Annotated in this window: 14 protein-coding genes; 6 read left to right on the top strand and 8 right to left on the bottom strand. The window is 73.8% G+C overall.

Annotated elements, in window-relative coordinates; translation table 11 throughout:
• Positions 1-175 precede the first annotated feature (175 nt).
• On the top strand, positions 176-625 hold the full coding sequence (locus AC3ANM_RS00240) for an iron chaperone (RefSeq protein WP_488286131.1): 450 nt from the start codon (positions 176-178) through the stop codon (positions 623-625).
• Between the two features lie 17 nt (positions 626-642).
• Here the strand turns inward: AC3ANM_RS00240 and AC3ANM_RS00235 are convergent, their stop codons facing one another.
• On the bottom strand, positions 643-1,464 hold the full coding sequence (locus tag AC3ANM_RS00235) for an Imm1 family immunity protein (RefSeq protein WP_488286130.1): 822 nt from the start codon (positions 1,462-1,464) through the stop codon (positions 643-645).
• Between the two features lie 31 nt (positions 1,465-1,495).
• The gene (locus AC3ANM_RS00230; RefSeq protein WP_488286129.1) at positions 1,496-2,053 is read right to left on the bottom strand and encodes a hypothetical protein; all 558 of its coding nucleotides are present in this window, start codon (positions 2,051-2,053) and stop codon (positions 1,496-1,498) included.
• Positions 2,054-2,281: 228 nt separating this feature from the next.
• Between AC3ANM_RS00230 and AC3ANM_RS00225 the strand changes: the two genes are divergently transcribed.
• On the top strand, positions 2,282-4,471 hold the full coding sequence (locus tag AC3ANM_RS00225; protein WP_488286128.1) for a cell wall-binding repeat-containing protein: 2,190 nt from the start codon (positions 2,282-2,284) through the stop codon (positions 4,469-4,471).
• A gap of 122 nt (positions 4,472-4,593) precedes the next feature.
• Here the strand turns inward: AC3ANM_RS00225 and AC3ANM_RS00220 are convergent, their stop codons facing one another.
• On the bottom strand, positions 4,594-4,815 hold the full coding sequence (locus AC3ANM_RS00220) for a hypothetical protein (protein WP_488286127.1): 222 nt from the start codon (positions 4,813-4,815) through the stop codon (positions 4,594-4,596).
• Between the two features lie 217 nt (positions 4,816-5,032).
• Here AC3ANM_RS00220 and AC3ANM_RS00215 point away from each other — a divergent pair, with 217 nt between their 5' ends.
• Entirely contained in the window at positions 5,033-5,731 is a 699-nt protein-coding gene (locus AC3ANM_RS00215) for a type 1 glutamine amidotransferase domain-containing protein (protein ID WP_488286126.1), read from the top strand.
• 122 nt (positions 5,732-5,853) lie between these two features.
• On the opposite strand, the gene AC3ANM_RS00210 is transcribed toward AC3ANM_RS00215, so the two are convergent.
• The 5 genes from AC3ANM_RS00210 to AC3ANM_RS00190 form a co-directional block, all read right to left on the bottom strand.
• The gene (locus AC3ANM_RS00210) at positions 5,854-7,995 is read right to left on the bottom strand and encodes a DEAD/DEAH box helicase (RefSeq protein ID WP_488286125.1); all 2,142 of its coding nucleotides are present in this window, start codon (positions 7,993-7,995) and stop codon (positions 5,854-5,856) included.
• Positions 7,996-8,407: 412 nt separating this feature from the next.
• Positions 8,408-8,812 carry an SHOCT domain-containing protein gene (locus AC3ANM_RS00205; protein WP_488286124.1) on the bottom strand — a complete coding sequence of 135 codons (405 nt, stop codon included), beginning with the start codon at positions 8,810-8,812 and terminating at the stop codon, positions 8,408-8,410.
• A 195-nt stretch (positions 8,813-9,007) separates the two neighbouring features.
• On the bottom strand, positions 9,008-9,697 hold the full coding sequence (locus tag AC3ANM_RS00200; protein WP_488286123.1) for a DUF1614 domain-containing protein: 690 nt from the start codon (positions 9,695-9,697) through the stop codon (positions 9,008-9,010).
• Between the two features lie 38 nt (positions 9,698-9,735).
• Positions 9,736-12,384: an MGH1-like glycoside hydrolase domain-containing protein gene (locus tag AC3ANM_RS00195; protein ID WP_488286122.1), complete on the bottom strand. Its 2,649-nt coding sequence runs from the start codon at positions 12,382-12,384 to the stop codon at positions 9,736-9,738.
• A 123-nt stretch (positions 12,385-12,507) separates the two neighbouring features.
• Positions 12,508-14,532 carry an amylo-alpha-1,6-glucosidase gene (locus AC3ANM_RS00190; RefSeq protein WP_488286121.1) on the bottom strand — a complete coding sequence of 675 codons (2,025 nt, stop codon included), beginning with the start codon at positions 14,530-14,532 and terminating at the stop codon, positions 12,508-12,510.
• A gap of 234 nt (positions 14,533-14,766) precedes the next feature.
• On the opposite strand from AC3ANM_RS00190, the gene AC3ANM_RS00185 reads away from it, so the two are divergent.
• The 3 genes from AC3ANM_RS00185 (at position 14,767) to AC3ANM_RS00175 (ending at position 18,948) form a co-directional block, all read left to right on the top strand.
• Positions 14,767-15,213 (top strand): DUF6325 family protein, encoded by a 447-nt coding sequence (locus AC3ANM_RS00185; RefSeq protein WP_488286120.1) that lies wholly within the window; start codon positions 14,767-14,769, stop codon positions 15,211-15,213.
• Positions 15,214-15,967: 754 nt separating this feature from the next.
• Positions 15,968-17,623 (top strand): AMP-binding protein, encoded by a 1,656-nt coding sequence (locus AC3ANM_RS00180; protein ID WP_488286119.1) that lies wholly within the window; start codon positions 15,968-15,970, stop codon positions 17,621-17,623.
• Positions 17,620-18,948: a citryl-CoA lyase gene (locus AC3ANM_RS00175; RefSeq protein ID WP_488286118.1), complete on the top strand. Its 1,329-nt coding sequence runs from the start codon at positions 17,620-17,622 to the stop codon at positions 18,946-18,948. The genes AC3ANM_RS00180 and AC3ANM_RS00175 overlap by 4 nt, the downstream gene beginning before the upstream one ends.
• Positions 18,949-19,043 lie beyond the last annotated feature (95 nt).

Raw genomic sequence — 19,043 nt, 5'->3', positions numbered from 1 at the left:
GGTTCGTGCGAGGAGCCGGCCGACGGCAGCGAGTACTCCACGCAGGGTGCGATCGGTCGATGGGTTCGCCTGACGTGGTCAGGAATCAAGAAGCGCCACCGCGGGTGCGCTGCCTAACCTCGGTGATGAAGGCCGGCGCGACGCCGAGCCCCGAACGTCGAAGGGGAGTCCGAGAATGACCGCGAACAGTGTCAAGACCGAGTCCGACGGTTTCACCGCGGAGGAGCGGGCCGCGATGAAGCAGCGCGCCGCCGAGCTGCGCGCCGAGGGCAAGAAGGGCGCCAAGAAGGCCGACGGGCTGCAGGACGTTCTCGACGGCATCGCGAAGATGTCGCCCGAGGACCGTGCGCTCGCCGAGCGCGTCCACGTGACGGTGACCGCCACGGCCCCGGAGCTGACGCCGAAGACCTGGTACGGCATGCCCGCCTACGCGAACGAGGACGGCAAGGTGGTCGTGTTCTTCCAGGACTCGGGCAAGTTCAAGTACCGCTACTCGACCCTGGGCTTCCAGGACGCGGCGAACCTCGACGACGGCGACCTGTGGCCGGTGTCCTACGCCCTCCAGCAGTGGAGCCCCGCGGTGGAGAAGAAGGTCGTGGAGCTGGTGAAGGCCGCAATCTCCTGACGTCAGGCTGGGGTCAGTCAGTCCGTCAGCGTCAGGGGCCGCGGCCGGAACGCCTCGTCCCATGCCGTGTCGGACCACCAGTCGAGGTCGGGGTCCCGCTCGCCCCGGAGGAGCCACGTGGTCATCGCTCGTTCGGCGGCCACCAACGGGACCAGGCGGCGGCGCGGATAGTGCGTGAAGACCCCGGCCACGACGATGGGCGCCTTGCCCTCGGGCTCGTCCCGGTCCTCCACCATGTGCCAGGCCCGGCGGTCGTCGCTCTGCAGCACCACCAGCCGGCCGGCCGCGTCTCCGCCGACGTCGAGCCGGCCGGGGCCGTGGAAGACCGAGACCACGGTGCGGTCCCGGCCGTTGAGCGCGCGTACGGCGCCGAGGACGACCTCGAGCCCGGGCTGGGCCGCCTCGTAGTCGTACGCATCGTCCCGCCAGGTCGCGAAGACTCCGACGTCCTTGCCGTTGCTCGGATCGAGGTCGGTGGGGGCCGCTCCCTCCGCCCTCGCCCGGCGCTGCCGTCGCCAGCGCCGGTGGGCCAGGGCAAGGAGCAGGCCCAGCCCCGAGATGGTTCCGATGAACCAGCTCAAGACGTAGCCACGGCCGTCGTGCCCGCCGGCGTTGGCCCAGCTCAGCACGGCGATGGTGACGCCGGCGATGACCACCGCGCGCACCATCCACGGGACCACGATCGTCACGGGAGGAACGAGGACACACACGGCCACGATCGTGAGGACCGTGCCGGGGTCGGACCCGAACCCCCACACGGCCAGCGCGACGGTGAACAGCAGCAGGAGAGCCCCCCACACCAGGTCCCCGGCCCCCAAGCGCCGGTAGCGGTACCCCATGCGGCGGTACCGGGTCACACCCGGTGGAAGGTCAGCCATGGGGGCTCGACCGTAGGTCAGCGGTCAGATCAGCGTCGAACGGGACCGCCTCACGGATGAGGCTGACGACGCGGCGCAGCGCGGGTACGAACGGGGTGCGCAGCCTGAGCATCTCCCGCCCCTCGCCGTCCGTGGCGACGAGCCGCCACGACGGGCGCGCGCCGTACGGGTTGGAGCCCGTGACTCGGAGGCGCGTCGGCGGACGGAGCACGGCCTGCTGGCGCCTCCCCAGGCGGGCGCTGTGCAGCACCTTCGGGTCGTAGATGCTGCTGCCGGCGCGCTCCACCCACACGCGCGTGGTCCACAGCATCACGCTGGCGTAGAGGGTGCCGGCCACCATGCCCAGCGAGACCAGCGCCACGACGACGGTGTCGGCAGCCGGAGCGGTGAGGGCGGCCGCGAGCCGACCGTGGACCAGATCCACGACGAACGGCGCCGCGCAGAGGGGAACCAGCAGCCGGAGGACGAGGTCCGGTCGCAGCGCAGTCCTGCGACTCGCGCCGACATCATCATGGTCGTCGAACGCGGGGAAGGGTTCCTCCGTGCTCATGTGCGCCCCCCGGATCCGGTGCCGATGCTCCGCGCATCGTTGCACACGGAAGCAGCGAGCCGGCCGCGCTCCCGACCGGAAGAATGACACCGGCACCGGCCCGACCCGCCCCTCACCGCCGGACCTGTCCCGACCGTGCCCGGGAACCGCTGTCGGCTGGTAGGTTTCGGCCGCCGTCGTGGCATCACAGAGCAGGGGGCGAGCGTGGTTCGGGGCAGTGGCCGCAGGATGGCCGAAGTGGTGGCGGCGACCGGGTTGGGCCTGGCGCTGGTGACGACGTCGCAGGGCGTGTCGCCGGCGTGGGCGGTGCCCGGCAGTGCCGCGACCGCCGTGTCGTCGGTGAGCACCGTCATGACCTGGCAGCAGCTCCAGGACGACCGACGCCAGCGCGCCGCCGCCACCAGCCCCGGGGCCGACACCTTCTCGGTGCCCGGTCCCCGCGCCGCCCTGCTGGACCGCCTGCGGACCGGGACGCCCCGGGTCGGGGCGGCCCCGACCGCGTCGGCGGTCAGCGCCATCGACGGCGCGATCACCGTGCAGCAGGGCCCAGCGGTCCGCTCCCTGGACCCGGGCACCGGTGCGGTGACCACGCAACGGGTCCCCTCGGGATACGGCCTGCCGGTCTGGGGGCCGGCCGGCGACCGGCTCGTCGCGGTGGGGACGGGTACCTACCCGCCGGCCGTCTTCACCGACGAGGACGGCGCCTCCAACACGGTGCTGCGCGGCTCGGACGAGTCCGTCGCCCGGCCCCGGGTGCAGCCGGTCTGGTCGCCGTTCGGGGACGCCGCCAACGTCGCCACCAGCGCCGCCGCCGGGATGCCGTACACCGTCAACCCCTCGTCGCTGAGCTGGTACTTCCACACCGGCGGCCACACCCCCTTCGCCTCGCCGCTGGTCAACAGCTACGGCGACGTCATCCTGACCCCGTGGTCCGCGACCAGCGGTGACCCCGCGCTCACCCGCGACGGGCTCACGGTGACCCGCGCCAGCTACCCCGACGGGCGGCAGCCCCACGGTGACACCGTGGACGTCAGCACGGGGACGTTCACCGACTTCGGGACCCCGGCCATCGGGCTGGCACCGGGCGGCTCGGCGCTCCGGCAGTCACCGGACTACCTGGCCCTGCCGGTCCGCCTGCCGGCGACGGACGGCGGCGCCGGCCTCTACGTCGACCACGCCGATGGACGCGGTCTGGTCCGCGTGGCCCCGCTCGGCGCCGTCTGCCCGGGGACGCAGGTGCTCTTCTCCCCCAGCCACCGGCAGGTCGCCTACCTCGAGGCCGCCGGCGCGGCGGGCCAGGAGTGCTCGCGGACCAGGCTCTGGGTGCTCAGCGCCGACGGCACCCGCTATGACACCGGGACGGCCCGGGTGGTCGCCGACTCGGGCACCGGTGCACCGTTCGCGTCGATGTCCTGGAAGGCCCGCACGCCGGCACCGTTCGCTGGCCGCCTCGGCGGCGCCGACCGCATCGCCACGGCGGTGACCACCAGCCGGGTGCTCTTCGCCCCGGCCTCGGCACGGACCGCCGTCATCGCCGGTGCAGGAGCCTTCCCCGACGCACTGGCCGCGACCCCTCTGGCCGGGCGGCTGGGTGGGCCACTGCTGATGACCGCGGCCGCCTCCCTCGACGCGCGGGTCGCCACCGAGCTGAGCCGGGCGGTGACGCCGGGCGCCACCGTCTACGTCGCCGGCGGCACGGCAGCCGTGAGCCGCACGGTCGAGCAGGCACTCGTGGCGCGGGGCTTCCAGGTGGTCCGTCTCGCCGGACGCGACCGGTTCGAGACGGCCGTGGCCGTCGCCCGGTTCCTCGACGCCCACGACCCCCGCCCCGAGACCTGGCCGATCAGCCCGATCTTCGTCGCCGACGGCACGGCGTTCGCCGACGCGCTCGTGACCGGACCGGCCGCCAGCCACTGGTGGGGCACCATCGTGCTGAGCAACGGCACGAGGCTGCCGAGCTCGACCCGCTCGTACCTGACGCAGGAGATGGCCGCCCATCCCGCTCCCAACGAGCGGTGGATGAACGCGATCGGCGGCAGCGCCTCCAAGGCGGTGGACAGCGACCCCAGCACCGCAGGCACGTTCGTGAGCACAGTCGGCGCCGACCGCTACCAGACGGCCGAGTACGTCGCCAAGACGTTCTTCTGGGCGCCGCCCGTCACCGGGATGGCCGACGGCGGCAACTGGCCGGATGCGGTGACCGGCGGCGCCGCGATGGCCCAGATGGGTGCGCCGCTCCTGCTGGTCCACGGCTCGAGCGTGCCCGCCCCGACCCAGGCCTGGTGGCACGTGGCCCGCTCGGCCACCGACACCGTCCTGGCCTTCGGGGGGACGACGGTGCTCCCGGACGCCGCGGTGCAGGTGGCCCAGCGCCTCGGCGGCTCACAGTCCGCGGTGTGGGGGCCGGACCTCCTCTGAGGTCGACCGCGCCGCGCCCTGGCGCAGGCGCCGCGCACACGACCGAGGCCGCCGCCCCACGGTGAGGGACGGCGGCCTCCGGCATCGTGCCCGGGGACCCGGGCGAGGCGACTCCCGCACGCCTACCGTCGGGCGCGGCTGCGCACCCACCCCCGGACCCGGGCGACCCGCTCGCGCACCGTGGGCTCGTGGATCTCGTCGTTCGGCCCGTGCCCGGCCAACCGGTTGCCGACGGTGTCGCCGTCGGGCGTCGGGCTGCGGAACGCCAGCGCCTTGGCGATGCTGGCGCAGATCAGGAAGAACACCGTCACGACCACGATCGTGCCCACGATGGTCACCACCATGCGAACCACTCCCCACGTCCAGTGCCGGGGCCGGCCTCTAGACCAAGAGTGGCCCTACCGGGCAGACGGCGCAGCATGGTGGTCGGTTCCGGCGCTCCCCCCTCGTGCCGCTCCGCACGCCTGACCGAACGCCGGGCACCCCTCAGGAGCGAAGCCCCCGCCCGCCGACGTATGGTCGTGAGACCGCACGAGCCGAACTCTTCCGAGGGAGCAGCCAGTGAGCACAATCCTGTTCGTCGTGACCGGTGCCCGGCACTGGACCCTGTCCGACGGCACGAAGCACCCGACCGGCTTCTGGGCCGAGGAGCTCGTCGCCCCGTACCGCGCCTTCACCGACGCCGGCCACCAGGTCGTGGTGGCGACGCCGGGCGGCGTGGTCCCGGTGGTGGACCAGGGCAGCCTCGCGGCCGACGCCAACGGTGGCCAGGACAAGGCCGACGCCGTGAAGGCCGAGCTCGAGGGCATCGAGCAGCTGAAGTCGCCCGTGCGTCTCGAGGACGTCGACCTCGCCGACTACGCGGCGGTGTTCTACCCCGGCGGTCACGGGCCGATGGAGGACCTGTCGGTCAACGCCGACTCCGCCCGGCTGCTCACGGCCGCCCTGGCCTCGGGCAAGCCGCTCGGCGTCGTCTGCCACGCGCCCGCAGCCCTGCTCGCGACCGAGGACGGCGGCGCCTCACCGTTCAGCGGCTACCGGCTGACCGGCTTCACCAACGCCGAGGAGAAGCAGGCCGGCCTGGCGGACAAGGCCCCGTGGCTGCTGCAGGACCGCCTCGTCGCCCTGGGCGCGGACTTCCAGGAGGGCGAGCCCTGGGCCCCCAACGTGGTGGTCGACCGCAACCTGTTCACCGGCCAGAACCCGGCCTCGTCCGGCCCGCTCGCCGCGGAGATCAACCAGGCGCTCGGCCGGGGCTGAGCACCCGACTGACCGGCCACCGCCCGGGCCGCCGGACGGGGACACGAAGGCCGCCGCCCCTCACCCGGGGCGGCGGCCTTCGCCCTGTATGCCGGGTCCTCACCCGGGCCGTGCGCGTCCGGTTACAGCGACGCGGGCTCCGACAGCGCCTCGGTCAGCAGCGCGACGAGGGCCTCGAGCTGGACGTCGGCCGAGGACGACATCTCCTCGTCCGAGCCGTCGAGCGCCCGCGCGGCCAGGCCCGCCTTGTCGTCGATCAGCTGGGCGATCTTGGTGTCGATGGTCTGCGCGGCGATGATGCGCCAGGCGGTGACCGGCTCGGCCTGGCCGATGCGGTGGACCCGGTCGATGGCCTGGGTCTGCTCCGCGTCGGTCCACGAGAGCTCGGCAAGCACGACGTTGGAGGCGACCTGGAGGTTGAGCCCCACGCCGGCCGCCGTCAGCGAGCAGACCACGATGGCGACGTCGGGGTCGTTGATGAACGCGTCGATGTTCTTCTGCCGTGCCGACGGGGTCTGGTCACCGCGGATCGAGGAGTAGCGGATCCCCCGCTTGGCGAAGGTCTCCTCCGCGGCGTCCATGACGTCGACGTGCTTGGCGAAGAAGACGACCTTGCCGACGCTGCGCGCAAGCTGGGCGGCGTAGTCGGCGGCGAGGCCGGCCTTGGCCTGGCCGATGCGGCGCATCATGCCGAAGACGTTCTCGCCGGTCTTGGCCGCGTTCGTCTCCTCCCGCTCCCACCGGGCCACCTGGCGCACGAGGTCGTGGTCGATGCCCTCGACGGCGACACCGGAGGTGCGCGTCGCAAGCGCACTCTCGTAGCGCGATACGAGGCGGCGGGCCAGCTCCTGCTCGGCGGCCCGGATCGAGCGACCGGCCTCGTCGTCGAGCTCGACCGGCAGGTCGGCGATCCGGCGGGCGGGGATGTCGGCGGCCACGTCGACCTTGCGGCGCCGGACGATGCCCAGGTCGATGACGCTGGTCCGGGCGGCGGCGGAGAACCCGGGGTCGGCCGGGGTCCAGCCGGTCTCCTCCAGGGCCGCCATGAGGGCTGCCCGCGGCTTCTTGTCGTCGATCCAGCCGAGGAACTGCCAGATGGCCCGGAAGTCCTCGATGTCGTTGATCAGCGGGGTGCCGGTGAGGGCCATGAGCAGCGGGTTGCCGGTGCGGGCCCGGATCCGCTCGGAGAGGTGCAGGACGTTCTGGGAGCGCTGCGAGGTCTTGTTCTTGATGAAGTGCGCCTCGTCGACGACCATGCCGCGGAACCCGAAGTCGCCGAGCCAGCCGACGTGGCGGTCGAGCACCTCGTAGTTGACGACGATGATGTCGGCGAAGCCGTCGATCGTGTCGCCGTCACCGTGGATCACGGTGGCGGTGCGCCCGGGGGTCCAGCGGCCGGCCTCGCGGGCCCAGTTGGCCTTGACGACGTTGGGCACGACCACGAGCAGCGGGTAGGCGTCGGCGGCCTGGGCGGCCAACAGCGCCTGGGCGGTCTTGCCCAGGCCGGGCTCGTCGGCGAGCAGGAACGTGCGGTGGCCGGCGGCTGCGGCCTGGACGAGCTGCGCCTGGTGGTGCATCAGCTCCAGCCCCTCCGGTGCCCGCAGCGACACCGGGGCCGGCAGGTCCATGCACGAGGAGGCGCCGCCGGCCTCGAACGAGCGGAACAGCGGGCCGAGCAGCTCCCAGCTGGCCAGGTGGGAGTGGCGCGGCCGGAGGTGCTCCGCGGCGGAGAAGTCGGGGGCCAGGAAGGGGTTGGCGAGCTGGCGCGAGATGACCGACTGCGGCACGACGCGGCGCTCGGAGGCGGCCGGGGCCGTCGATGCGGGCTCGACGGGCGTGGCCTCCTCCTGCGCCGGCGGCTCCACGCCCGCGGCCAGCATGAGGTCGTGCTTGAGCGAGCGGGCCGCGTCGGAGACGACGGCGTCGTCGGCCAGCAGCGCGATCAGCGAGGTGTCGCGGGCGGCGGTCTTGGCCAGGATCGTCGCGACGCCGTCGAGCCGCTTGAGCTGCTCGGCGCGCCGGGACTCGGACCCGGCGCCCTCGGCCTTGATCCGGGCCCGCTCCTCGCGCACGAGCAGGGCGATGGCCTGGAACTTTGCGCGTCCCGCGGGACGGACCGGACCGCGCTGCGCGGCGGCCTCGACCTCGCGGACCGCCCGGGCGAGCACCGGCAGGATGCCGCCTCCGTCGACGTCACGCGCCCGCTGGGTCACGCGGGGTGCCGTCCGGGTGGTGCCGGACTGGCGCTGGCCTCGTCGAGCCAAGAGAGCTCCTCCTCTGGAGTGCCTGCGGCGACACTCGCCGTCGCAGGCGGTCAAACACCCGCCAGCCGTCCCGGCGGCCGAACGGCCGTGGGGCGTCGTGCATGGGGCGTGGTTGGGGCGGCGTGACGCGGCCAGGTCCCGCGAACTACGCGGGATCGACGCGCCCGCCCCTCGACGGCCCGCCCACCTCTGGGTCACCGGCCACTGGCCGGGATCCGAAAAACCAACCGTCGAACTGACGTCGTCGCTGGAGACAGCGACCTGACCGAGAGCCGGTCAGGTCCCATGGTAGCGCCCCACGCGCCGATCCCCGACCCGGCGCCCCGACTCGTGCGCAACACGTCGTGGGCGCAGTGGGTGGTGACGCACCCCGTGCCGAAGTGCCGGGGCGTTTCCGTCACGCCCCGCGGGATCAGGCCAGGGCCTTCGACTTCGCCGTCTGGAACTCGGCCTCGCTGATGACGCCCCGGTCGTGCAGGTCGGCCAGCCGGCTGATCTCCTCCGCGGTGCTGCCGCCGTCGGCGGAGACGCTCTTGACGTAGCTGCGCATGGCCGCGTCCTGCTGGCGGGCGGCCTGCTCGGCGTGCTCATGCATCTTGTGCCCGCGCGCGATGAGGTAGACGAAGACCCCGAGGTAGGGCAGCACGATGACGAAGACCGTCCAGATGGCCTTGCCCCACCCGGAGAGGTCCTGGCTGCGGAAGATGTCGCCGAAGATGACGATCAGCAGCCAGATCCAGATGAACCACATGAAGAACCAGAACATGGACCAGAAGACCTGCCCGGTCCCGAACTCGGCGGCAACCGCAGTGTGCATGATGACCACTTCCTGTCCACGGGGCCCGGCAGCTCGATCGAGGGCAAGGACCCGGCACTGCCAGCGTAGGTTTGGGCTCGTGTCCTTTGTGGGGCCAAGGTCCCCGCAAAGGTGGGACCAATCCGGCCGGAGCGGGCGATCCGGCCACACGGCGGGTGCCCGGACGGGCCGGTGGGCGCCGTCAGCCCAGCGCCGTCAGCCCAGCGCCGCCAGCAGCACGGCCAGCACGCCCGAGACGAACACCCCGTCGAACGTGCCGGCGCCCCCGATCGAGACGAACCGCGCCGGCATCCGGCGCAGCCACCCCAGGTTGGTCAGGTCGGCGCCCACCAGCGTGCCGACCGTCCCGCCGACGTAGGCCAGGGCCGGCGCCTGGCCCGGTGGGGCCACCAGGAGCGCAACCACCGCCGCGGTCAGCGGCGGGACGAACATCGGCACCACGATGCCGACCCTCGGCACCGGGGTGGCGAACACGTGCACCACGGTGGCGACCATGAGGACGGTGAGGACGCCCTCCCACCACCGCCCGGTGTGCACGAGGAGGTAGACCGAGACGGCCGTGGGGACCAGCGCCCCGCCGACGTTGACCGCGACCACGACCCGCGACGGCCGGGTCACGGCGACCGGCAGGAGCAGCCGGCCGCGGCGCACCCAGAGGTAGTCGACCTCCGGCACGTCGCTGTCGACGGAGACGACCGGCACGTTGACGGCGCTGCCCAGCAGGCTGCCCACCAGCACCAGCACCGCCCACGTGGGGGTCAGCCCGACCGCCGTCAGCGCGACGCTCGCCGCGCGCACACCGACCAGCGCCACCACCACCGCCACGATCGCGGCCAGCACGGCGGTGACCGCGAGCTCGTGCGGCCACCGCACCAGGCGGCTCATGGCGCCTCCCCGACGCCGGGGCCCGACCGACGACCGCGTCAGGCGCGGGTGACCGGGACCGTCCGCACCGCCCTCGGCCGCACCCCGGGCTCCGCCCCCGCACCACCCCGCAGGATCAGGCTGGCCACCAGGGCCGTCCAGCCGGTCTGGTGCCCGGCGCCGAGGCCGGCCCCGCTGTCGCCGTGGAAGTACTCGTAGAACGGGATCAGGTCGTGCCAGGCGGGGTCGGTCTGGAACAGCTCGCAGTCGCCGAAGACCGGGCGCCGCCCCTGCTCGTCGTCGCAGAAGATCCCGACGAGACGCCGGGTGAGGTCGTCGGCGACGTCGCCCAGCCGCACGCGGCGCCCACTTCCCGCCGGGAGCTCCACCTGCAGGCCCTCGCCATACTCCTGGTCGAAGGTGCGCAGCGCCTGCACGGTGAGGTAGTTGAGCGGGAACCACACCGGCCCGCGCCAATTGGAGTTGCCGCCGAACATGACCGTGTGCGACTCCCCCGGCTCGTAGTCGACCGAGAAGTCGTTGCCGCGCAGCTGCACGTGCACCGGGTGGTCCCGGTGCCACGCGGACATGGACCGCAGGCCATGCGGGGAGAGGAACTCCTGCTCGTCCAGGAGCCGGCCGAGCACCCGCACGAGCCGCTCGGGCCGCACGAGGGACATGATGTGCCGCCGCTCGTCGGTCTCGACCACCTCGGCCAGCTCGGGGGCGTGCTCGCGGGCCCACGTGAGGACCAGGTTGCGCAGGGCGGCCAACCGCTTCTCCCCCACGACCGCCACCGCGAAGAGCGGCACCACCCCGACCATCGAGTGGATCTTCATCTCCAGGATGCGTCCGTCGTCGGCGCGCAGCCGGTCGTAGAAGAATCCGTCCTCCTCGTCCCACAGGCCCTGCAGGTTCGCCGTCATGCTGATCGAGATCGCGTGCCGGGCGAACTTGATCGCCATGTCCTCGTACGTCGCGTCCCGCTCGGCCAGCAGCATCGCCATCCGGAACATGTCCAGGGAGTACATGACCATCCACGCGGTGCTGTCCGCCTGCTCCAGGCTCACCCCGGAGGGCATCGGCGTCGAGCGGTCGAACAGGCCGATGTTGTCCAGGCCGAGGAAGCCGCCCTCGAAGAGGTTGTTGCCGTCGGGGTCCTTGCGGTTGACCCACCAGGTGAAGTTGGCGATCAGCTTGTGGAAGACCCGCTCCAGGAAGTCGACGTCGGTGCTGCCGTCGAGCTCGAACACATGCAGCGCCGCCCACGCGTGGACCGGCGGGTTGACGTCGCCGAAGGCCCACTCATAGGCCGGCAGCTGGCCGTTGGGGTGCATGTAGCGCTCCGTGGTCATCAGCAGCAGCTGCCTCTTGGCGAACTCCGGGTCGACGTGCGCCAGCACCGCGGTGTGGAACGCGAGGTCCCACGCGGCATACCAGGGGTACTCCCACTTGTCCGGCATCGAGATGACGTCGGCGTTGATGACGTGCTTCCAGCCGCTGTTGCGCCCGTGCTGGCGCGACTGCGGCGGGGTCGGTCCGGCGGGGTCGCCGTCCAGCCACTGGCGCACGTCGTAGGCGTAGTACTGCTTGCTCCACAGCAGGCCGGCCAGCGACTGGCGCAGGACGCGCGCCTCGTCCGGGGAGGTGTCGGGCGGGGTGAGCGCGCGGTAGTACTCGTCGGCCTCGGCCTCACGCGTGCGCATGGTCTCGGTGAACCCCCGGGCCAGGTCGGGAGTGCCGACCTGGCCGACCAGGCGCACCCGGATCTCGGCGGACTCGCCCGCCGGGACGGTCACCGTGTAATGCAGGGCGCCCTTGGTGCCGACCCCGGACGGGTTGACCGTGCCCTCGTCGCGGACGATGAAGTCGTTGATGCCGTCCTTGGGGAAGGGCGTGGTGTTGGGCACGCCGTAGAGCCGCAGCAGGTTGGTCTCGTTGTCGCAGACCAGCGCCTCGGGCGAGCCGTCACCGGCCAGCAGCAGCGTGCCCAGGTCGTCGTGCCGGGCCAGCAGGTGGTTGCCGGTGGCCTCGATCCGGGGCTTGCGCGGGTCCCGTCCCCAGGCCCACGTGTTGCGGAACCACAGGGTCGGCAGGACATGCAGCGTCTCCTGCTCCGGGCCGTGGTTGTGCACGGTGATGCGCATGCACAGGTCGGTCGGCCCCTCCTTGGCGTAGTCGACCGTGACCGCCCAGAACCGGCCCTCGTCGAAGACCCCCGTGTCGACCAGCTCGTACTCCGGCTGGTCCTTCCCGCGGCGCCTGTTCTCCTCGGCGAGCTCGGTGTAGGGGAAGGCCCGCTGCGGGTAGTGGTAGCGCCAGCGCATCCACGAGTGGGTCGGCGTGGAGTCCAGGTACCACCAGTACTCCTTGGCGTCCTCGCCGTGGTTGCCCTCCGGACCGGCCAGGCCGAAGACCCGCTCCTTGAGGATGGGGTCGCGCTCGTTCCACAGGGCCAGCGCCAGGCACCACGTCTGCTTCGTGTCGCAGACCCCGGCCAGCCCGTCCTCGTTCCAGCGGTAGGCCTTGGAGCGCGCCGCGTCGTGCGGCAGGAAGTCCCAGGCCTCCCCCGTGGCGCTGTAGTCCTCCCGGACCGTGCCCCAGGCGCGCTCGCTGACATACGGTCCCCAGGAGCTCCAGCTCTGGTCGCCGTCGTATGCCGTGGCGAGCCGGGCCTGCTCGGCGCTCGCCTGCTGCTGGTCTGCCATGGTCGCTCCTTGGTGCCGGGTCCGCCGTTGCTACCTGCTGCCTGCTGCCTGCTGCCTGCTGCCTGCTGCCTGCTGCCTGCTGCCTGCTGCCGACGAGCCTCGCCGCCGGCCGCGGCGAGCGCGTCACCCGCTGCGGAGGAGCGAGCGCGACGCGGCCTCGGCCGCGGGCTCGACCTGGGGCCGGTCCTGGGGCTGCGGCGATTCCTGCGGGGTCGTCGCCTCCCGACCGGGGTCGTGCACCAGCCGCCAGGCCCGCAGCGCCTCGGCCACCGACCACGCCTGGAACGGGCAGCCCGTTCCGGCGTGCGGCGCGTCGCCGTCGCCGGTCTCGGAGACCGACCCCACGCCGAACTCGCCCAGGTGCAGCGCCAGACCGGCCAGCGGGTCACCCACCGGCGTCCCGGTGCGCCGGGCCGCCGTCACGTAGGGACCGAGCAGCCACGGCCACACCGTCCCCTGGTGGTAGGCGCCGTCACGCTCGGCCGGCCCACCGCGGTGCCGACCGCGGTAGCGAGGCTCCGCGGGGGCGAGGCTGCGCAGCCCCAACGGGGTGAGCAGCGGGGCGACGGCGTGCACCACCGCGGGGTCGTCGAGCGGGGCGTCCGGCAGGGACACGGCCAGCAGCATGTTGGGGCGCAGCGCCGCGTCGTCGCCCGAGGGCCCGTCGACGACGTCGAACAGGGCCCCATGACCACGCGGGAAGCGCCGCGCGAAGGAGGCCCGGGCCTGGTGCTCGAGGGACTGCACGTCGTCCGCGCCGCGCCCGGCCAGGCGGCGCAGCCGGGCGGCCACGGCCAGGCAGCGCACCCACAGCGCGTTGAGCTCCACGGCCTTGCCCGCCCGCTGGGTGACCGGCTGTCCGTTGACCCGGGCGTCCATCCACGTCAGCGCGAAGCCCGGCGCCCCCTGGCGCAGCAGGCCGTCGGCGTCGACCGCGATGCCGTAGCGGGTGCCGGCGCGGTGGGCGGCGATGACCGCGTCGACCACGGGCAACAGCCCGACGGCCAGGTCCTCGTCACCGACGCGCTCGAGGTGCCGGGCCAGGGCGTGCACGAACCACAGGGTCGCGTCGGCGGTGTTGTACTCCAGCGTCCCGGTGTCGGCGGTGTTGGCCAGCATCCCCTCCGAGACGGTGGAGGCGTAGTGACCGAGCAGCGCCGCGCCCTCGTCGGCCCGGCCGGTCTCCAGGAACAGCCCCTCGTAGGAGGTCATCGTGTCGCGCGACCACGCCCCGAACCACGGGTAGCCGGCCATGACCTCCGGGTGCCCCGAGGAGCTCACCACGAAGGCGTCGGCGGCCAGGACCAGCCGGGCGCCCACCGGGTCGCCCACCCCGGCGCGGCCGACCAGGGCCCGGGAGCGTCGACGTGCCTCCAGCACCACCAGCTCCGCGGGCGGGGGCGGGTCCGCCTGCGCCGGCGCCCACGCGTCCACCGTGAGGGTGTCGCCGGGCGCCAGGTCCGCGACGAACCGACCCGCGCACCACAGGTCCTCCTCGGGGTTGAGCCCGCGGTCGGCCTCGGCCCGGGCGTGGACGCCGCGGTACCACGTGCCGTCCGGCTCGTAGCCCGGTCCACGCACCCGGTAGGCGCCGGGCAGCTCGAACCCGTCGACGACCCGGCGCAGCCCGAGGGGTCCGTCGCCGGTGCGCTCACCGTGGCTGTCGCGCCAGGTGCACAGCGCCTCGACCGCCATGCGGACCGGCGGGCCGGCCAGCAGGCGGTGGACCACCGCCACGGACGAGGCGCCGTGCTGCACCGCCAGCTCGCGCTGCAGCACGGTCTCGCCGACCCGCCACCGCCAGCGCGGCACGCCGTCGTCGAGGTCGAAGGACTCCAGCAGCAGGTGCCCCTGCGGAGAGAGCGCGCCGCCGCGCCACTCGTGCACGCCGAGCGGGACGGGGCCTCCCGGCAGCAGCAGGACCGGGTCCAGGGCCGCGAGCGCCAGCATCCGCACGGGCAACGCGGTCGGGACCGCCAGCAGTCCGTGGTAGCGGCGCGTGCGCAGGCCGCTGACGGTGCCCATGGCGTAGCCGCCGAGCCCGTCGGCGAGGAGCCACTCCCGTTCGCCGCCCTGCCCGAGGTCGGCGCAGACCTGGGGGCCGAACGTGATCGGGGCCGGCACCGGCCCCACTACCGGATCAGTCATCCCGCCAGCCTCTGCGCCGGGCCCGCGCCGTGCCTCACCCGGCAGGAGTGAGAACCGGGCCGAGGATCGCCCGGCGGCCGGGTGCGTCGCCCCGGCGGCTTCGCCGTTCAGCCCCCCGGGGTGATGCCCGGCGCCGGGTCCGGGGCGCACCGTGGTTCAGACGCGAGACCACCTCGCGACATCACCGCGCGACATCAACGCGCGACATCAACACCAGGAGCAGGAGCGCCGGACATGACTGTGGACATCAACACCCTGGGACCCGTCGACTGGCTGGTGGTGGAATTCCCCGGCAGCAAGTTCAACCATGAGATCGCCCCCGCCCTCAACGACCTGACCGACCGCGGCCTGGTCCGGGTCCTGGACCTGCTCCTGCTGAAGAAGGACGCCGACGGGTCGATGGAGGCCTTCGAGGTCGCGGACCTCGAGGAGGGCGAGATCGGCGAGATCCGGGCCCTCGAGACCGGCCTGGGCGTGCTCCTCAGCGAGGACGACGTGGAGGCGGTCGCCGCCAACCTCGAACCGGGCAGCACCGCCGCGTGCCTGATCTGGGAGAACACGTGGGCCGCACCCTTTGCCTCCGCAATGCGCCGTGCCGGCGGCCAACTGGTGGCCGACGGCCGGATCCCGGTACAAGCGCTCCTGGCCGCCAGCCAGGCCGACGAGGAAGAAGGCGAGTGACATGCCCATCGGACGCAGGAGGATGCGCAGGGCCGCGGTGATCGGCGGCGCCGCCGTCGTCGCCACCCACGGACGGCGGGCCGACCGCCGCGACGACCGTCAGGATCGGCGAGAGGACCGGCGCGACCGGCGCTGACCCCTCGCCCCGCGGCTCGGGGCTCGACCAGGGCGGCCGGTCACAAGGTGGCGTCCGCCGACCTCGTCGGGTCCTGGGCCCGCGACCCCTCGGACGGGGTCGGCACGCCCTCGGCGTCCTGCCCCAGGTCGAGATCCCCACGCTGCTCGGCAGCCTGCCCGGCCCCCCGCTCGGCACGCTGCCCTGCCCCGTGGTCATCCATCGCACACCCGCACCACCCCGAGCACCCGGCGTGCACGCCGTTGCGGCAGTCGAGGCACGCGGCCGGAGGACGGTGGCCGGCAGGGTCCGGGACGAGGCGGTGGAACAGCTGGCGGAGCACGGGGTCTCCCCGGGACGTCGGGTGGCCGACGGGGCTCCGCCGACCGGGCCGGGGAGGCTGCCTCGGGATGGGTGGCCTCCCCTTGACCTCCACTCAAGCGCACGGGCCTTGGCGCCGACTGGGTCCTTCCTGACAGTCGCCTGACCGTGGGGCCCCGCAGGCGGACGGGTGGTCCGGGGTCCGGCCTCGTGAGGCGAGAGCGTCGTGGTCGTGGCGGTCCCTTGACCCTCGCCGAAGCCCCGCCGGACACTGACGCCACACGCCGACGCCACACGCCAGAGCGGACGGGGGTGGCCGTGCCCGACACCATCCCGGACCTGCTGGCGGCCGCCGCCGGGCGCGACCCGGCCGGCACCTGGCTGCGCACCGACGAGGGCACGCTCTCCTTCGCCGGGGCGCGGGACCAGGTGGCGCGGGCGGCGGAGCGGCTCGCCGACGCCGGGGCCCGTCGGGGGGACCTGGTGGTCCTCACCGCCGCGAGCACCCCGGCATACCTGCTGTGCTGGCTCGCGGTGACCAGCCTCGGGGCGGTCGCCGTGGCCACCGACCCGGCGGCCACGGCCGGCGAGCTGGCCGGGCTGCTCTCCCAGGTCCGCCCGCGGCTGGTCGTCACCGACGCAGCGGTGCGGGCCACAGTCTCGGAGGCCGTGGCCACCACCGGCGCCCCTGCCCCGCCCACCGTGGACGTCACCAGCCTCGTCCCGGACTGGCGCGCCGAGGACGTGGGTGGCCCGCCGCTGCCGACCAACGTCGGCCCCGACGACGTGGCGGTGCTCATCCCGACGTCGGGGACGACCGGGCGCTCCAAGCTGGTCATGCAGACCCACCGCGCCTACGCGATGGCCGGCGAGGGCTTCCCGCACTGGATGGAGCTCACCGGCGAGGACCGGCTGATGACCTCGCTGCCGCTCTTCCACGTGAACGCGCCCGCCTACTCGGTCCTGGGCTCGCTGGCCTGCGGGGCGGGACTCGTTCTCCTGCCACGGTTCTCGGCCAGCGGCTTCCTCGACAGCGCGCGGCGCCACGGCGCGACCGAGTTCAACGCCATCGGCGCGATGCTGGAGATCCTCATGCGCCAGCCGGCTCGCCCCGACGACGCCGACACCCCGCTGCGGCTGTGCTACACCGGCCCGTCACCGACGCGGGACTGGCAGGAGGCGTTCGAGCGGCGCTTCGGCCTGCGGGTCGTCTGCGGCTACGGACTGTCCGAGTCCCCCTACGGCCTGGTCTGGGCACGCGGCACCCGCCCGTTCGGGACGCTCGGCTCGCCGCGGCAGCACCCCCGGCTCGGGACGGTCAACCAAGCGCGCGTCGTCGACGACGACGGCCGGGACATCGAGCCGGGCGGCACCGGTGAGCTGTTGCTGCGCAACCCCGCCGTGACGCCCGGCTACTGGCAGATGCCGGAGGAGTCGGCCGCGACCGTGGTCGACGGCTGGCTGCACACCGGCGACCTCGTGACCGCCAACGCCGACGGGACCTGCACCTTCGTCGCGCGCCGCAAGGAGGTGCTGCGCCGTCGCGGGCAGAACCTCTCCCCCGCCGAGGTCGAGGACGCGGTCCTGACCCACCCCGACGTCCTGGAGGTGGCGGTGGCCGCGGTCCCCTCGGACCTGACCGAGGACGAGGTCAAGGCGTTCGTCGTCCCCCGCGCCGGTCGGGTCCTCGACTTCGGGGAGCTCCGGGCCTGGACGGCGCAGCGGCTCTCGGCATTCAAGGTGCCGCGCTACTGGCAGGCCGTCGACGCGCTTCCGCGCACCCCCACCGCCCGCGTGGCCAGGCACCGGCTCCCGGCCGGTCACCCGCCCGGGGAGTATGACGCGCAGTCACCTCTCCCCCGCCCGCCGCGGACGTCGAACGGCCCGGACGACCCCTCCGCACCTCCCGGGGCCGGCGGCACCACCGGCCACCGGGACACCGACCGGACCTCCGAGAGCAGGGACGCACCATGACCGGCTACCCCACCTCGCTCGGCAGCACCGACACCGACACCATCCAGCTGCTCGGCCAGGACCTCGCGCAGGACCTCATGGGCTCGGTCGGCTTCGCCGAGCTGGCCTACTGGCTGGTGACCTTGCGCCGGCCGACGCCCGGCGAGCTGCGGGTGCTCGAGGCGGTGCTCGTCGCCCTCGCCGACCACGGCCTGACGCCGTCGGCGATCGCCGCGCGGCTCACCCTGACCGGTGCCCCCGAGTCGGTCCAGGGCGCCCTGGCCGCGGGCCTGCTCGGCGGCGGCTCCCGCTACCTCGGGGTCACCGAGGACGCCGGCCGGTTCCTCAGCGAGGCGCTGGCTGCACACGACGCGACGGGGGTCGGTCGCCCGACCAGCGTGCAGGCGTGGGACGACCTGGCGCGGGCCGCCATACGGGAGCAGCTGGGGTCCGGGCGCTACGTGCCCGGCCTGGGCCACCCCGAGCACAAGGCGGGCGACCCACGGACCTCGGTGCTCCTGCGGATCGCAGCCGAGGAGGGGCAGCTCGGGCCACACCTGGAGCTGTTCACCGCAGTAGGGCGGGTGCACCCCGAGGTGCTCGGGCGGGTGCTGCCGCTGAACGGGGCCGGGGCGTGCGGGGCGGCGCTGTGCGACATCGGCCTGCCGGTCGGGATCCTGCGCGGGTTCGCCCTGCTCGCGCGCACCGCAGGCCTGCTCGGCCACCTCGCCGAGGAGATGCGCCGGCCGATCGGGCAGGCCGTCGCCGATGACGTCCGGCGGGCGACGGCCTACGAGCCGACCGGCCCCGAGGAGATCAGGACGGTCGGGAGCGAGGCCATCGTGGCGATCCCTGATGCGACCCCTGGTGCAACACCTGATGCCGCCGCTGGGGAGGCAGCCGCGCCCCGCCCGCGCGCCCAGCGCCGTCGCGACACCGAGCACCGGCTCGCCCACGACGTCGACCTCTGGGTGGCCAGCGCCTCGCCCGACGGGGCGCCCTGGCTGGTGCCGCTGTCCTTCGACTGGGACGGGGAGGCCCTGCTGCTGGCGACTCCGACGAACAGCCCGACCGGCACCAACCTGGCGACCACCCGCACCGTCCGCCTGGGGCTGGGGCCCACCCGCGACGTGACCATGGTGGAGGGCGACGTCGAGCTCCTCGAGATGGACGCGCTGCCGCGGGAGCGGGGCGACCGGTTCGCCGCGCGCACCGGGTTCGACCCGCGCGAGCTGGCCACGGCATACCGCTGGTTCCGCATCACCCCTCGGCGGATCCAGGCCTGGCGCGAGGAGGACGAGCTGGCCGACCGCGAGCTGATGCGCGACGGCCGCTGGCTGGCCTGACGTGCCGGCCCGCGCTGCGCGGTGCCCGAACCCGCAGCCCTGGGCAGTGGGCTGAAAACGGGCAGGCAACCCGCTCCAGGGTGGTTGGATCGAGG

The sequence above is a fragment of the Oryzihumus sp. JJN4-3R genome (genome assembly GCF_057747915.1).
This window is presented reverse-complemented; position numbering and strand designations above follow the sequence as displayed.

Excerpts from the sequence above, each read along its gene's own strand:
- AC3ANM_RS00240 (WP_488286131.1), top strand. The coding sequence starts at position 176 with ATGACCGCGAACAGTGTCAAGACCGAGTCCGACGGTTTCACCGCGGAG.
- AC3ANM_RS00235 (WP_488286130.1), bottom strand. The coding sequence starts at position 1,464 with ATGGGGTACCGCTACCGGCGCTTGGGGGCCGGGGACCTGGTGTGGGGG.
- AC3ANM_RS00230 (WP_488286129.1), bottom strand. The coding sequence starts at position 2,053 with ATGAGCACGGAGGAACCCTTCCCCGCGTTCGACGACCATGATGATGTC.
- AC3ANM_RS00225 (WP_488286128.1), top strand. The coding sequence starts at position 2,282 with ATGGCCGAAGTGGTGGCGGCGACCGGGTTGGGCCTGGCGCTGGTGACG.
- AC3ANM_RS00220 (WP_488286127.1), bottom strand. The coding sequence starts at position 4,815 with ATGGTGGTGACCATCGTGGGCACGATCGTGGTCGTGACGGTGTTCTTC.
- AC3ANM_RS00205 (WP_488286124.1), bottom strand. The coding sequence starts at position 8,812 with ATGCACACTGCGGTTGCCGCCGAGTTCGGGACCGGGCAGGTCTTCTGG.
- AC3ANM_RS00200 (WP_488286123.1), bottom strand. The coding sequence starts at position 9,697 with ATGAGCCGCCTGGTGCGGTGGCCGCACGAGCTCGCGGTCACCGCCGTG.
- AC3ANM_RS00195 (WP_488286122.1), bottom strand. The coding sequence starts at position 12,384 with ATGGCAGACCAGCAGCAGGCGAGCGCCGAGCAGGCCCGGCTCGCCACG.
- AC3ANM_RS00190 (WP_488286121.1), bottom strand. The coding sequence starts at position 14,532 with ATGACTGATCCGGTAGTGGGGCCGGTGCCGGCCCCGATCACGTTCGGC.
- AC3ANM_RS00185 (WP_488286120.1), top strand. The coding sequence starts at position 14,767 with ATGACTGTGGACATCAACACCCTGGGACCCGTCGACTGGCTGGTGGTG.
- AC3ANM_RS00175 (WP_488286118.1), top strand. The coding sequence starts at position 17,620 with ATGACCGGCTACCCCACCTCGCTCGGCAGCACCGACACCGACACCATC.